General features: G+C 66.6%; 9 protein-coding genes, 1 tRNA gene and 1 pseudogene. 2 read left to right on the top strand and 9 right to left on the bottom strand.

The genetic code is table 11. The features are described from left to right. Positions 1–483, top strand: coding sequence for a large conductance mechanosensitive channel protein MscL (gene mscL / locus E3T47_RS01140; RefSeq protein ID WP_241981839.1), 483 nt, complete (start codon positions 1–3; stop codon positions 481–483). Between the two features lie 3 nt (positions 484–486). Here mscL and E3T47_RS01145 read toward each other — a convergent pair whose 3' ends face one another. From E3T47_RS01145 to E3T47_RS01155, 3 genes are all read right to left on the bottom strand, one after another. Then, positions 487–705: a hypothetical protein gene (locus E3T47_RS01145; RefSeq protein ID WP_134553814.1), complete on the bottom strand. Its 219-nt coding sequence runs from the start codon at positions 703–705 to the stop codon at positions 487–489. Beyond that, positions 702–4,484 carry an ATP-binding protein gene (locus tag E3T47_RS01150; protein WP_134553815.1) on the bottom strand — a complete coding sequence of 1,261 codons (3,783 nt, stop codon included), beginning with the start codon at positions 4,482–4,484 and terminating at the stop codon, positions 702–704. Before E3T47_RS01150 ends, E3T47_RS01145 begins: the two co-directional genes overlap by 4 nt. A 79-nt stretch (positions 4,485–4,563) precedes the next feature. Next, a complete protein-coding gene (locus E3T47_RS01155; RefSeq protein ID WP_134553816.1) occupies positions 4,564–5,580 on the bottom strand; it encodes a magnesium and cobalt transport protein CorA in 1,017 nt (338 codons plus the stop codon). Positions 5,581–5,642: 62 nt separating this feature from the next. Here E3T47_RS01155 and E3T47_RS01160 point away from each other — a divergent pair, with 62 nt between their 5' ends. Then, a complete protein-coding gene (locus E3T47_RS01160; RefSeq protein ID WP_134553817.1) occupies positions 5,643–6,257 on the top strand; it encodes a 4'-phosphopantetheinyl transferase family protein in 615 nt (204 codons plus the stop codon). Positions 6,258–6,372: 115 nt separating this feature from the next. Here E3T47_RS01160 and E3T47_RS01165 read toward each other — a convergent pair whose 3' ends face one another. The 6 genes and pseudogenes from E3T47_RS01165 to E3T47_RS01190 all read right to left on the bottom strand — a co-directional run bounded on the left by E3T47_RS01165 (position 6,373) and on the right by E3T47_RS01190 (position 14,832). After that, the gene (locus tag E3T47_RS01165; protein ID WP_134553818.1) at positions 6,373–7,701 is read right to left on the bottom strand and encodes a M1 family metallopeptidase; all 1,329 of its coding nucleotides are present in this window, start codon (positions 7,699–7,701) and stop codon (positions 6,373–6,375) included. An 18-nt stretch (positions 7,702–7,719) separates the two neighbouring features. Continuing rightward, positions 7,720–11,668: pseudogene (locus tag E3T47_RS01170) on the bottom strand (Pls/PosA family non-ribosomal peptide synthetase). A 377-nt stretch (positions 11,669–12,045) separates the two neighbouring features. Beyond that, positions 12,046–12,120 (bottom strand) — tRNA-Arg (locus E3T47_RS01175). A gap of 62 nt (positions 12,121–12,182) precedes the next feature. Beyond that, positions 12,183–12,680, bottom strand: coding sequence for an HNH endonuclease (locus tag E3T47_RS01180; protein ID WP_134553819.1), 498 nt, complete (start codon positions 12,678–12,680; stop codon positions 12,183–12,185). A gap of 344 nt (positions 12,681–13,024) precedes the next feature. Next, positions 13,025–13,843, bottom strand: a complete 819-nt coding sequence (locus E3T47_RS01185; protein WP_241981840.1) for a C40 family peptidase — start codon at positions 13,841–13,843, stop codon at positions 13,025–13,027. Between the two features lie 269 nt (positions 13,844–14,112). Continuing rightward, positions 14,113–14,832: an iron-dependent transcriptional repressor DtxR gene (locus E3T47_RS01190; RefSeq protein ID WP_134553820.1), complete on the bottom strand. Its 720-nt coding sequence runs from the start codon at positions 14,830–14,832 to the stop codon at positions 14,113–14,115. Between the last annotated feature and the right edge of the window lie 8 nt (positions 14,833–14,840).

Raw genomic sequence — 14,840 nt, forward strand, 5'->3', positions numbered from 1 at the left:
ATGGCGCTGACCAAGACGGTCTCCCAGGTCATTCGATTGGAGCACCCTGTGATCAACGGTTTCAAAGAATTCATCATGCGCGGCAACGTCATCGATCTTTCTGTCGCCGTCGTCATCGGTACGGCGTTCACCGCGCTCGTCACCGCCATCGTCACGAGCGTCTTCAACCCGCTCATCGCCGCGATCTTCAGCGCCGACTCGCTGGCCGGTGCCCTCGTGGTCACGTTGCCGAACAAGAGCGCGATTCTCTTTGGCGCCGTCATCGGCGCGCTCATCAATTTTCTGCTGATCGCCGCCGTCGTCTACTTCGTGATCGTGTTGCCGCTCAACAAGCTCAAGGAAGCACAGGATCGGCGGCGCGCCGCCGGTGTCCCATCCGCTGTGGTGCCCCACCCAACCACCGAACTCGACCTGCTCACCGAGATTCGCGACCTGCTGGCTCAGAACGCCGCAGCGGCTCCCGAGCAGGGGCCCAAGCACTAGCGACTACCAGTGCGGCGGGCGATCCTGCCGCAACCGTGCCTCGTTCGCGCTGGGTGCGCTTCCGGTGTGCGCCACGCCTCCCTCTTCACGCAGCACCGGCGGGTGCGGGTTGGGATCGGTATCCGGTGCCGGCAGCAGCTTGGCGCGCCGAGCGTTGCCCGCAGCTTTCACGACCGGCTGGCGTGCCGTGCCCAGGCGCGGCACGGCATCAGGAGTGGTCACGCGCCGGGCCGTTTCGGGGCGATCGTGGGAGCATCACCACTGGCGAACGCGCGGGGGGCGGCGTCCGCTTGAGGAACGCCCGCGATCGCGGCCACGCGTGCCGCGACGGCGTCGGGGTTGCTGAACAGTTCGAAGCTGTGCACGCGCAGGTAGTGCCAGCCGAGGCGGCGCAGCACTTCGGGCCGCAGCCGCAGGGACTCGCGCAGGCTCGCGCGATTGACGACGGCATCCGTTTCGACGACGATCGCTCGGGTGCCGTAGGAAGCGGCGAGAGCGAGCTTGCCGCGGTGGCCGAGGCGCACGGTGAGGCCCAGCTTTCTGAGGCGACCACCGAGGTCGACGAGCATGGCCTCACTCGCGTCGGGAACCTGCACCTCGTCACGACGAGCTTCGGTTTCGCTCAGCACCTGCGACAGCGCGAGAATTCCGTGGCGCTGACGATCCTCGTCGATATCGGCCGGGCGAAAGCACGAGACGATGTCGAGCGCACGGCGAGCGCGGGTCATGCCGATCGCGAGCAGGCGTTCGCCGCCGGGCTCGCCGAGCGATCCGAAGTTCGACAGCAGGCGCCCGTGCGGGGTGCGGCCGTAGCCAATCGAGAAGATGACCCGGTCGCGGCTCTGCGCTACGGCCTGCTCGAGGGTGAGCACCGTGAACGGTTCGCTGCGGTCCTTCAGTATGAAGTCCGAGAGGTCGGTTCGCTTCGCGAACGCGGCCAGCACGGCCTGCTGCACGCGCACGGCGTGGCGGGTGCTCGCGGTGATCACCATGAGGGATTCGCGAGGGCGTTTCGACGCGTGGTCGAGTACGAGGTCGACGACCTTCACGACTTCTGCGTCAACACTCTCGATGGCGCCGCTGTCGGCGTCGGGCATGCCGCGGCCGCCGGCTACATAGTTGATGGTGAGGCTGCCGTGACCGAGAAAGCTGCCGGCCCAGGGCAGGGAATCGATGCGTCCGCCGTAGAAGCGGTGATTGACGAGCTCGGCGAGGTCTTCCCCGCCGGCCCGGTAGCTGCGGGTGAGCGTGAGAGTCGGCAGCAGTTCGCCGAGGCGGGCCAGGGCGGAGTCGGCGTGCAGGGCGTCGACCGACACCTCGGGAGCCGTGGTCTCCCCCGAGCCGATAATGCCGGTCTCGAACGATGACGGGGTCTGGGTGACCGGGTCGCCGAACGCCACGATCTGGCGGCCGCGGCGAATGGCGCCGACGTTTTCGGCGAGGGTCGTGGCGCCGGCGTCGACCAGCAGCACGGTGTCGAAGGTGATCTGGTCGCTTATGCCGGCGATTTCGTAGGGCGAGGCAAGCCAGACCGGGGCGAGCACACGGCCAAGATGCGGGGCGACTTCGTTGAGCCGGGCCGGGGTCGCGCGGTCGGCGCGCAGCAGTCGACGCAGCTGGTCGGCCTCCTCGGGAAAGTCGACGACGCCGATCTTCCAGGTCTCGGCAAGCAGCCAGGCCAGCAGCTTGCCGGTAGCGGATGCGTGAGCCTCGTCGACGAGTTTGAAATCGGCTTCGAGGCGGTCCAGTACCTGGGTGTTGGCGTTCAGCAGCGCTCGGTCGCTCGCGAGCATGATCTCGAGAACGGACTGCCACCACGCCAGTTCCAGCTCGGCGGCCACGTTCTCCTCCGAGACGTGGCGATGGGACAGATCGGTCATGAGCGGGTCGAGGTTGTGCTCGCGTAACGTCGCCAGCAGCGCCGTGCGCTCGTGCAGGTTGGCGAGCACCTCGCTTTCCGCGGCGAGACCGGAGATCATCGAGACGAGCTCGCCGATCTGGCGCCCGGCCAGGGCGCGCGACGTTCCACTGGCGCCGAGCGGAATGTCGAGCAGGCCAAGGTCTTCGGAGACGCGTTGAAAAGCGACGTGCACATCGTTGATGCCGACCGGCACCTCGGGGGTGACGCCGGCGGCCGCGTAGCGCTGCCAGAGCGTGCGCTGGTTTTGAATGCGGCGCAGGCTCTCGTTCATGTCGGTGACCCGCACGCCGGGGCGCTGGTACTCCTCGGCGAGCTTGCGCAGCCGACGCCGGCTGGCCGAACTCATCTCGGACGATTCGCGGCGCGATGAGGTGGCGGCGATCAGCTCGGTGAGCGACCGGTCGAATACACCGGGCTGGAATTTGTCGAGGGTCTCCCGAATGTCCAGCAGCAGGCGCAGGTAGATGCCGAGTTCGTTGATCGTCTCGAACGGGCGCAGCCGGGTTTGCCCGATCAGGCCGTTGGCCCGTTCGAGCAGCCGCGGCAGTTCGATCTGGTTGATGCGCTTGGCAAGCTGGTGCGAGTTGGAGGCATCCGCTGTGGAGGTGAATGAGGCGCCATACCAGGGCGAGTCGCCGGGACCATAGCGGAATTCGCCGAGAATGGCGGCCTTGATCAGCGTGTCGGCGGCCGCCGAACGAGAGTGGGCGAGCAGTTCGAGGGCGTGCCGGTCGAGGCGGGCCGTCGTCGACGGCGGTTCGGGCAGCTGGGCGAGCCGGGCGAGTTCACCGAGGGCGTCGAGCACCGAAACGCCGAGGGCAGAGTCGCGGCGGGTAAGGGCTGACCGATAGTCGAGCAGCACCTTGCGCAGGCGAACGAGCGCATCGTCGACGTCGCCAACCCGTGGCTGGGCGGCTTTCTCGTTTCGGGTGATGGACTGGATCAGGTCGCGGCGCAGGGTGCGCGGGGTCACGGCGATGCCGGGCAGACCTACCTGCACGAGGCGGCCGTGGATGCCGTCAAGGCTCGACCGGCGGGCGCTCACTACGAGCACACGCTTGTGCTGGGCTACAAGCGAGCCGATCGCGTTGACGATGGTCTGGGTGCCGCCGGTACCCGGCAGTGTCTTCACGACGAGGGAGTTGCCGGCCGCGATCTGCGCGACGACGTTCTCCTGCTCGGGGTCGGCGTCGCCGAGCAGCGTGTCGGTGGCCGGCGGGCGGGCATCCTGCCCGATCGGAACCACCGGGTTGTAGGCCGTCTCGATATTGCGCTTCGCGGTCATGTTGCCGGCGACGGCGTCGAGCAGCGGATGGTCGAGGTTGGACGCGTCAGCGGCCAGCGCCTGCCCGCAAGAGGCGAATGACGACACGACGAGGCGGGGCACGACGTTGAACCAGGGAAGGTGCGAGGTCAGGCCGCGCAGGCGGTCGATGACGGGCTGCGGTTTGAACGCACCGTTGGTCACGGCGAGCGCCACGAATGCATCAGCATCGAGCACGATCTGAAACTGGTCTTTCAGGGCGCGGGCGAGTTCGGGGTTGAGAAAGGGCTGGCCCTTGAGCTTGAGCTCGTAGTCGCGGCCGTACCGACGGATGGCAAGGGGGCGCAACAGCACCGGGGCGCTGTAATCGACGTCCTGATAGCGCCACTCGGCGAGTCCGATGGCAAGATTGACCGATTCGATGCCGCGCATGGAGCGCAGTTCGATGCCCTTCTGGGTGATCTCGTTCGCGGCCAGGCGGGCGTTGCGCAGCGCGAGTTCGTCACGAATGAGGTTGGACAGCAGGGTGGTCTTGCCGATGATGAACTGCGGCAGTCCACCGGGATGCGTGGCGCTGAGCTCGATGCGGGTGCGGGCTTCGTCGGTGAAGTGCAGCAGCGGGGAACGGCCGCCGAGCGCCGCAAGCTCGTCGCGCCAGCGCTGCCAGACCGGCTCGGCGATGTTCCCGGCAGTGAAGGCCGGGTCGCCCAGACTGAGGTTGTGTGGACTGGTCACGTTTTGCGGGTCGACGACGGGCACGTCCAGGTACTTGGAAAGCACGTCGTCGTCGTCTTGTTTTCTATCGAGGTGCCACACAGGGCTACCCTAAGTGGCAAAACACCGGTTTGCCCTGAGGCGGCCGGGGTTTCGCGCGTTTGTGCCCCAATCTGGCGGTTCATAGCCAGTCCCGTCGTTTGAACACCACATACAGGCTGACACCCATCGCGAGCATCAGACCGAGGGCGAAGGGATAGCCCAGGGTCCAGTGCAACTCGGGCATATGGTCGAAATTCATGCCGTAAACGGTGCCGACCAGCGTCGGTGCGAACAGAATGGCGGCCCAGCTGGAGATCTTCTTGACCTCTTCACTCTGGGCCAGGCTGGTCTCCGACAGGTGCCGCATCTCGTCGTTCTGCCGCTGGCCGACCAGGGTGCTGTGCACGGTGAGTGCGTTCTGCAGCAGTTGTCGAAACGCGTCGCCCCGCTCCACGACCCGCAGGGTGTGGTCGAGCACGTCACGCAGGTGCCGGTGCAGTTCCAAATCGACGTTGTATTTATCGAAGCCGCGCTGCATCGACTCGAACATGGTCACCAGCGGCTGGGTGGCCCGCTGAAACTCGATCACCTCACGGGACAGGGCGTAGATGCGCCGGGAAACCTCCGGGTCACCGTCGAACAGCTGGTCTTCGATCTCATCGATGTCGTTTTCGAGACCAGCCACGACCGGCCCGTACTCGTCGACGACTTGGTCGAGAATGGCGTAGAGCACTGCTTCCGGACCGAGGGCGAGCAGATGCGGCGTCTGCTCCATACGCTCCCGCACCTGCGCGAGGTTGGGCGATTCTGCATGGCGAATGGTCACGACGAAATCCGGACCGACGAACACGTGTAGCTCACCGAACTCGACGCGTTCCTCGTCGTCCACATAACGGGCCGGGCGCAGCACTACAAACAGGATGTCGCCGTAGCGCTCGATTTTCGACCTCTGGTGACCGGCCAGCGCGTCTTCCACGGCCAAATGGTGCAGGCTAAATTCGGTGGCGACGGCCCGCACCTCCTTCTCGCTTGGCCGGTACAGCCCGATCCAGGCAAAACCCTCGTTCTCCTTCATGACTTCGAAGGTTTCATCGAGAGAGTGGGGGGTGGATACTCGATGCCCATCTACATAGACCGCGTTATCAACCAGCGCCATCGGCTCTCCTTGTTCGATCCTCTAGTGTGCCACCCGAGCGGGCTCCCCGGTAACGTTCAAGGGTGACGCAAACGGATGTCTTCCTTTTCGTGGCTCCGCGCGCGCCGCTCCCCGAGGCCGATCGTCTACGGCTCGCCGCCGCCGTCGCCCTGGCCTGTCCGGAGCGCGGCCCGGTCGCCATCGAACAGCGCTGCGAGCGCTGCGGTGGTTCTCATGGCCGCCCGCTGGTGCTCGCGCCGAGCGGAGTCCAGCTCAGTCTGAGCCGGGCCGGCGATGTCGTGGTCGTGGCCGTGTCGCTGAGCGGGCCGATCGGCGTCGACGTTGAGAGCATCGGGGCGGTCGGCCGCGCCGGGTTCGACGATGTCGCGTTCAACGACCTCGAACGGGTAGCGCTGCACTCGGTTCCCGCGCACGCACGCGACCAGGCGCGCGCCGAACTCTGGACGGCGAAGGAAGCGGTGCTCAAGCTGTCCGGTCGGGGGCTGACGGTGGACCCGCGAGAGCTGACCGTGGAGTTGCGGGGCGGCGCGGCATCCGCTGTGCTGAGCTGGCCGGGAACCACCCTCGATCTCGGCCAGTTGCACCTCGAGAGCTTCGACGCGGGCCCCGGTCTGGTCGGCACGCTCGCCGTGCTCGGCGCAACACCGCCGCAGCTCGAACTGCGCCGAGAGGTGTGAGGCTCGGCGGCGTGCGCCAGCCACGGCAACGGATGCCGGCCCGATCGCAACCACCCGTTTCACGCTGCGCGGAAGTTGAGCGCAGCAGTGCGGCCGCGGCGGCACTGCTTCACGCTTAGAGGCTCGGGAGGGCGGTCTGCTGCACCCAGCGGGCGACAAAACCACCGATCACCCGGCTGCCGGTGTGTTCGGCAAAGAACTCCACAAAGTCGTCGGTCGACACGTGCCCGTGCCGCCTGTCCGCGGTGTAGGCGCGCAGGGCGGCGAAAAAGGCGTCATCACCGAGCGACTTGCGAATGGCGTGCAGGGCGAGCGCGCCGCGTTTGTAGACGCGGTCGTCGAACATGTCGTGCGGGCCCGGGTCGCCGACCACGATGTCTCGCGGCAGCGCCTGAACCTTACCGCGGTGCAGGGCGGCCAGCTGATCGACCGTGCGCCCGCCGCGCTGCTCCTCCCACAACCATTCGGCGTAACAGGCGAAGCCCTCCTGCAGCCAGATGTCCTGCCAGCGGGCCACGGTGAGGCTATTGCCGTACCACTGGTGTGCCAGCTCGTGCGCGATCAGTCGGTCGCTGCCGTGATTGCCGTCGACGTGGTTGCTGCCGAACACGGCCAGCCCGTGCGCTTCGAGCGGAATCTCCAGCTCGTCGTCGGTGACGACGACCGAATACGACGCGAACGGATACGGTCCGAAACGGTCGGCGAAGAATGCGATCATCTCGGTCAGTCGGGCGAAGTCCGTGCCGACGCGGGTCGCCAGCCGGGCAGGAAAGTACAGGCTGTGGGCGACCGGCGCGGCCGCCAGGTCGCGGCGGCGGTAGCGACCGATAAGCACCGTGGCGAGGTAGGTCGCCATCGGCTCGCGCACGTCGAAGGTCCAGCTGGTGCGGCCCGAACGACTCGACCGCGCCGACAACGCCCCGTTCGACACCACGGTGTAACCCGATTCGCAGGCGATCGTGATGCGATAGCTGGCCTTGTTGCTTGGGTGGTCGTTGCACGGGAACCAGGACGCGGCCCCGCACGGCTGCCCCGAGACGAGAACGCCGTCGTCGAGTTCTTCCCAGCCGACATCGCCCCAATTGCTGCGCACCGCATGCGGCGCCCCGCGATAGCGCACCATCACCTTGAACTCCGCCCCGGCCTCGATGGTCGTGGCGAGGCTGATCACGAGTTTGCGGGCGCTGTGCGTGACCTTGCTGGCTCGCTCGCCGTTCACCGTGACTTTCTCCATGCTCAGCCCGGCAAAATCGAGGCTGAACCGGTCAAGGCGCATGAGGGCCCGCGCGGTGATGATCGCGGTCGCGTTCAACCGATTTGTGGCCACCCGGTAATCCAGGCTCAGGTCGTAGTGTTCGGCGAGGTAGCCGCCGTTGCCGCCGGTGGGAATATAGGGGTCGCCGGCGCTGGCTGAACCGAAGGTCGTCTGCAGAGTCTGGGCCATCGCTTTACTATTCCACGCCTAACGGGTCCACGGCGGCTGGTGCCACGGTGTGATCGGGTTGCCCGACCAGAGCGAACCGGTAGGCACCCGTTCGCCGCGCATCACCAGCGAACCGGGTCCCACGGTCGCTCCCGCGTCGATCGACGCCGCCGGCAGGATGACGCCGTTCGGCCCGAGCGTCGCGCCGTCGGCGAGCACGACCGCGTCGAGCTGCATGATGCGATCGTGAAACAGGTGCGTCTGCACGACACAGCCGCGGTTCACGGTGCTGCCGGCGCCGAGCCGCACCAGGTCAGCTTCGGGCAGCCAGTACGTTTCGCACCACACACCTTTTCCCACGGACGCACCGAGGGTGCGCAGCCACACGGCGAGCGCCGGTGTGCCAGAGGCTTTCTCAGCGAACCAGGGTCGGGCGACCATCTCGACGAAACTGTCGGAAACCTCGTTGCGCCAGATGAATGAGGACCAAAGCGGATGCTCCGACGCGTCAATGCGCCCGACCAGCGTCCACTTGACCACCGTCGTGACCCCGGCCGCGACCGCGCCGGCCGCGAGCATGACAACGCCTGACAGGGCGATCGCCGCGCCGAGGCCTAGCTGGAGCCAGAGCAGGTTGAGCATTGCGAGCACGAGCAGGGCGATCCAGGCCGTCGTGAAGCCGGCCACGATGCGCAGCAGCTCCCACAACGATCGCGCTATTTTCAGGCGGACGGGAGGGTGGAACGTGCGGGAGTCGTCGGCATCCGTTTGCTTGCGCCGCAGTCGGGCTGGCGGGTTGCCCAGCCAGCTCGACCCGCGTTTGGCCTTGCGCGGCGTCGACGACAGCACCGCGACGAGCCCGTTGCGTGGCACGGTGCGGCCGGGGCCGGCCATGCCGCTGTTGCCGAGGAACGCCCGACGACCCACCTTGACCGGACCGATGTGCATCCAGCCGCCGCCGAGTTCGTAGCAGGCGACCATGGTGTCATCGGCGAGGAACGCGGCGGGCGCGATGGTGGTGAGCGAGGGCAGCAGCAGCACGGTCGACGCCTCGACGTCGGCGCCGACCTTGGCTCCCAGCAGCCGCAGCCAGGTCGGTGTGAGCAGGCTCGCGTAGACCGGGAACAACACGGTGCGTGCGCCGTCGAGAATGCGTTCGGTCATCCAGACCTGCCAGCCGATGCGGCTGCGCACGGGGTAGTAACCTTCGCGCAGGCCCACGCCGAGGGCACGCACGAATGCGATCACGAGCAGCGCGTAGGCAAGGCCGCCGGCGATGACGGCGACCGGCAGGATCAGGGCGGCCCGCAGCACGGCGACGCCGAGGGTGGCGGCATCGCCGACCACTGCGCCGACGATGACCGCACCAAGCAGGAGGGCGATCGTGGGGATCGCGGTCATCGCCACCGAGCCGGTGGCGAAGGCGCCGAGCCAGCGGCTGGCCCGTGCCGGGCGTTCGGCCGGCCATGGGCGGCGAGCCGAGCCGACGCGGCGAGCCGGGGAACCGGCCCAGCGCTCCCCCGCCGGAACGCGCGACGAGACCGCGGCGCCGGGTTCGATCTCGGCGCCGTTGCCCACGTGGGCCCCGCCGAGCACGGTNGGCGCCGTTGCCCACGTGGGCCCCGCCGAGCACGGTGCTGCGGGAGCCGATCCGGGCGTCGGCTCCGACGTGCAGGTGGCCGATGCGCAGCACGTCGCCGTCGATCCAGTACCCGGCCAGGTCGACCTCCGGTTCGATCGATGCCTGGGCTCCGATGGTGAGCAGGCCCGTCACCGGTGGCAGCGAGTGCAGATCGACGTCGGGACCGATCTCCGCGCCGAGGGCCCGGGCGTAATAGCTGATCCAGGGGGCACCGGCGAGGCTCGCGGCATCGACGAGCAACGCGATCTGTTCGGCGAGCCACAACCTCAAATGCACGGAGCCACCGCGGGGGTAGTTGCCGGGCAGCACGTCATGCAGCAGGAGTCGGGCCGCAATGACGGCGATGAACATCTTTCCGGGAGGCGTCACGAACAGCACGAATCCCAGCGCCACCCACCACCACGACAGGGTCGGGGCGAACGTCGCGCCGGCCACGCTGAGCAAATTGTTGGCGATGGCGAGGTAGACCAGCCAGCGCGCACCACTCAGCACGTGCAGCGGAATACCGAGCAGGGTCTGGGCGAGCTGGCTGCCGGCCGGCGTCGGCAGTACCTGCCGCACCACGGGTGGCGTCACGGGGGTGCGAGCGTCGAGTTCCTCGGCGAGCGACCCGATGCGCGGGTGGTCGTACAGGTCGGCGACGGTGGTTTCGGGGTAGCGGGCGCGTATGGCCGACACGAACTGCGCGGCCGAGAGTGAGCCGCCGCCCTGGGCGAAGAAGTCATCGTCGGGCCCGTTGACCGGCACTCCCAAAATGGATGCCCACGCTTCCGCCAGCCATGCCGCCGTCGGTGACAGCGCCGCGGCGTCGTCGTCCGAGGCGGGAAGGGGCCAGGGCAGCGCCGCCCGGTCGACCTTGCCCGAGGTTCGGGTCGGCAACGCATCGACGACGGCCAGCAGCGGCACGAGTGCGGCCGGCAGTTCGTCGCGCAGCCGTGCTATCGCGGTCTGCCGGTCGAACGGCCCGCCCGCGCTGGTGAGGGCGATATAACCGACCAGGATATGGTTGCCGGCCGGGGTGGTCTGCACCACGGCGGCGCCCCCGGCCACGCCGGGAAGAGCGTTGAGAGCGGCATCCACTTCACCGAGTTCGATGCGGCGGCCGCCGAGTTTGACTTGGTCGTCGGCGCGGCCGGCGAAAACCAGGCCGGCGCGATCGAACCTTACAAGGTCGCCGCTGCGGTAGGCGCGCGGCCAACCCAGTTGCGCGTGCGGAGCGTACTTCTCAGCGTCTTTCTCGGCATCGAGGTAGCGGGCCAGCCCGACGCCGCCGATGATGAGTTCGCCGGTTTCTCCCTCGACCACCCGCTCGCCGTGGGCGTCGACGACGGCAAGGTTCCAGCCGTCGAGCGGCAGGCCGATCCGCATCTCGCCCACGCCGTCGACGAGGGCACCGCAGGCCACGACGGTGGCTTCGGTTGGGCCGTAGGTATTCCAGACTTCCCGGCCGCGGGTCGCGATGCGGGCGACGAGTTCGGGCGGGCAGGCCTCGCCCCCGAAGATCAGCAGGCGCACGGCCTCGAGGGATTCTTCCGGCCAGAGCGCGGCGAGGGTCGGCACGGTCGAAACGACGGTGATGCCGTGTGTGATGAGCCAGGGGCCGAGGTCGGCGCCGCTGCGCACCAGGGACCGCGGGGCTGGCACCAGGCAAGCACCGTTGCGCCAGGCCAGCCACATCTCTTCGCAACTCGCATCGAAGGCCACCGACAGGCCGGCGAGCACCCGGTCACCGGTTCCAATCGGTTCTTCTCGCAAAAACAGGCTGGCCTCGGCGTCGACGAACGCGGCTGCTGAGCGGTGGGTGACGGCGACCCCCTTCGGCACGCCGGTCGACCCAGAGGTGAAAATGACCCAGGCGTCGTCGTCGGGCGTGGGAATGTTGTCGGCGGGAAAGACGAGCGCAGGGTCGTCGTGCGGCGACACCGGCCGCCCCTGCAAGACCTGCACGTCGAGGGCTTCACGCGGCGCGAACACACTGTCTTCGCCGATAACACCGACCACGTGTGCCTCGGAGAAGACCAGCCGGGCGCGTTCCTCCGGGTCGTCGGCGTCGACTGGAACGTAGGCTGCTCCCACGAACAGGGTCGCCAGAATCGACACATAGAGATCACGGGTGCCCGAGGGTATGCGAATACCCACGGTGTCGCCACGGCGCACTCCGGCGAGGCCGAGCGCGGTCGACTGCGCCTGCACTCGTTGCAGCAGGCCGCGGTAACTGATCGTGCCGGCCGCATCTTCCAGGGCCAAGGCGTCCGGATGCTGCGCCGCGGTTTCCGCAAGAATGTCGGCGAGGGTGCGGGCTGGCTTGGCGCGGTGCCCCGCAGCGAGCACGGACTGCGCATGCACGCTCTCGCCGGATGGACTGTGTTGGTGCTCGCTCACACGACTCCTCGATCAGGTCGTGGCCGCCTGGCTCGCCGCGAAAATATCAGTCTAGATCTCAAAGGTAACGCGGAGGTGAACCTTCCGGCCGACAGCGTCCGGCGCATGCTCCGCTATCGTAGGCCGGGCCTGAGTCGTTGCCTGCTCGATCATGAATGTGCGCTCGACGATCCGCTGATCAGGGGCCCGCGGGGGGCGAACGAAGCGCTAGACAGGGAAACATGTATCGAACGCCACGTGGGAACGACTGAATCAAGAGTCGGCCGTTCACCTCTATGGTGAGCTGCACAAGGTCACGCACGAGACCATCGCGGTGCAAGTAACCGTGGATTCTTTCCGGCTGGTGCCCCTGGAGGGATTCGAACCCCCGGCCATTTCCTTAGGACGGAATTGCTCTTCCACTGAGCTACAGAGGCTGGTCCAGTAAGTTTAGCCGGTCACGCCGGTCGGCCCGCTCAATGGACCAGCGGCCTGGCCGCTAAGCAGCCGGAGCCAGGTAGGCGTCCCACTCCTGCTCTGGCCGCTCGACGCCGCGCACGACCCAGGTTGTGCCTTGCGGCATCCGTGGGGTGAAGCGCAGTTTCCAGCCCATTTCGGCCGGCGTGTGGTCGCTCTTGAGGTTGTTGCAGCGCAGGCAGCACGCGGCGAGATTGTCCCAGGTGTCGCGGCCGCCGCGTGACCGCGGCAACACGTGGTCAATCGTGGCCGCCGACTTGCCGCAATAGCAGCAGCGGTGGTCGTCGCGGCGCAACACTCCCCGACGGCTCACCGGCACGAGACGCGACATCGGAATGCGCACGTATCGCGTGAGCAGTATGACACTCGGGCGATCCCACGAGCCGGACGTCGCGAAAACGGGGTGGTTCTGATCTGACTGCACGATCGTCGCCTTCTGGTTCATCACCAGGATGAGTGCTCGTTTGAACGAGACGACGGCGAGGGGCTCATAGCCCGCGTTGAGTACCAGTGTGCGCATGCGCTCCCTTTCGAAGGAGGCTGGACGGCTTCCAGCCATTCGAACTACATCCGATGCGTAAAGAACAGGAGCGCGTCGGGGCGAAAGAGGGTACAAAAAAAGACGCCGTCACAATGACAACGCCTTCTGGCTGCTCACGCAGCTCTTCTCGCTCTGACAACTATGCCGAAAGCACTCGCGACCGCGCACATCCATGGTGTGGATAGTGCGTCGCTCATGCATGGGCTCTCCTTGCGGACTTACAACTACATCAGGGCTATAGGTTAACCCACAAATGGCGCAACAGGTGAACCTGTATGCGCCATTTGTGCGAGCTGTTACCCAGCGTTCAGCGCACGGGTGAGTTAGATGCCGATCCGAACGATGTAGTAGTCGCTGGTCCAGATCGGTTGGATCCGCACGGATTGGCCGGTGTACGGCGCGTGCAGGATGTTTCCATTGCCGGCATAGAAGCCGTCGTGACCGTCCATGATCACGAGGTCGCCTGGCACGGCATCCTCGATCGCGATTCTGGTCCCGGCCGCGCCCTGTCCGACGGAGGAGTGGGGAAGGCTGATGCCGAACTGCGCGTACACGTACATGATGAAGCCGGAGCAGTCGAAGCCAGCCGGGGTGGCGCCGCCGAAGACATACGGTGTGCCCTGATATTGCGAGGCCACATTGAAAACGGATGCGAGGTCAAAATTCGGGTAGGCCGGGTTGGCCAGGTAGTCGGCCACGCTCGGTCCGGAGTAGCTCGCGGCGTATGAGGTCATCTGCGCGGCAACCTCGACGCGGCGGGTTTCCGCGGCCGCGGCCGCTACTGCGGCGGCAAGTTCTTCCGGGGTAGTGGCGGTGAAACCTTCACGAGCGACGCTGACCGTTGCCGACTGGGCATCGACTTCGACGGCTTGCGCCTGGGCCTTGGACATCTCGGTGGATTCGCTGGCCTTGAATGCCGCATCCTTCGACCCGGGAGCGAACGCATAGGCCGGGAGGGCCATTGTGGCAACCAGGCCGGTAGCAAGGGCCATGACGACGATGTTGGCGACACCGCCACGACGCTTTTTCGGGGCCGCACGCGGCAGGGTTCGGTGGGCGTGTACCGACGATTCCACTTTTTCCAGGGAATCATTTGTCGGGCTCAGCCCGCGTCGGGACCTTCTCGTTTCTAATGCAGCCAAAGTTTTAACCTCCGGCGCCTCGACAACTCTCGGTCGTTGTCCCGTCCACTTCGCTGATCGCGGGTGTGTTCATAAATCAAGAGACGGGGCAAGAAGGCGTCTTGACTAGAGTCCTTCGACCTTTTCTGGTCTGTGGGACATCCCCGAGGTTACAAGAAGCCCGCCCATTTGTCACCATGAAGTGGCACTTTTCTAACGGATTGGTAACGGGCCGCGCAAAAGCGCAAGACAACTGGCTCGATTTACCACTGGGTGAATCCCGCGCAATGTCAGTGAGTGAGCGGGATGTAGTCGGTTGGCGTGGTGACGAAGATGTGGCTGGCCACCTCATTGGGAAGCTCCAGACCAGCACCAAAACCCTCGACCTGTACTAGAACGTATGATCCTGCGGCCGAGAACTCCCCGGTCGCGCCCGGCATGACCCCGCTCTGCTTGAGCTGCAGCAGCAACTCGGGATCGAACTGAACCGGCTCGCCGAGACGACGGATGACCGCGGTCACCGGCACGGTCGAACTCGCCACTACCGACAGCACGTTGGTCACCCCCGCCATGAAGGCGACCGCCGGCGAATCGCCGAGCTCGTCGAGACCCGGGATCGGATTGCCGTAGGGAGATTCGGTCGGGTGTCCGAGCATCTCCAAGATCTTGCGTTCGACTTGCTCGCTCATCACGTGTTCCCAGCGGCAGGCTTCGTCGTGTACGAACTCCCACTCCAGCCCGATCACGTCGCTCAGTAGGCGTTCGGCCAGGCGGTGCTTGCGCATCACGTGCACGGCCTTACTGCGGCCGGCCGGGGTCAGCTCGAGGTGCCGGTCACCAGATACGACGACAAGGCCGTCGCGTTCCATGCGCGCGACGGTCTGCGAGACCGTCGGTCCGGAATGACCGAGACGCTCGGAGATCCGTGCACGCAGTGGCACGATCTGTTCTTCCTCGAGGTCGAGGATCGTGCGGAGATACATTTCGGTTGTGTCGATCAGGTCGCTCATCCGCAGCC

Source organism: Cryobacterium ruanii, from assembly GCF_004404055.1.
GTDB lineage: Bacteria > Actinomycetota > Actinomycetes > Actinomycetales > Microbacteriaceae > Cryobacterium > Cryobacterium ruanii.

Coding starts and splice junctions, on each gene's coding strand:
- mscL (WP_241981839.1), top strand. CDS start 1: ATGGCGCTGACCAAGACGGTCTCCCAGGTCATTCGATTGGAGCACCCT.
- E3T47_RS01155 (WP_134553816.1), bottom strand. CDS start 5,580: ATGGCGCTGGTTGATAACGCGGTCTATGTAGATGGGCATCGAGTATCC.
- E3T47_RS01165 (WP_134553818.1), bottom strand. CDS start 7,701: ATGGCCCAGACTCTGCAGACGACCTTCGGTTCAGCCAGCGCCGGCGAC.
- E3T47_RS01180 (WP_134553819.1), bottom strand. CDS start 12,680: ATGCGCACACTGGTACTCAACGCGGGCTATGAGCCCCTCGCCGTCGTC.
- E3T47_RS01190 (WP_134553820.1), bottom strand. CDS start 14,832: ATGAGCGACCTGATCGACACAACCGAAATGTATCTCCGCACGATCCTC.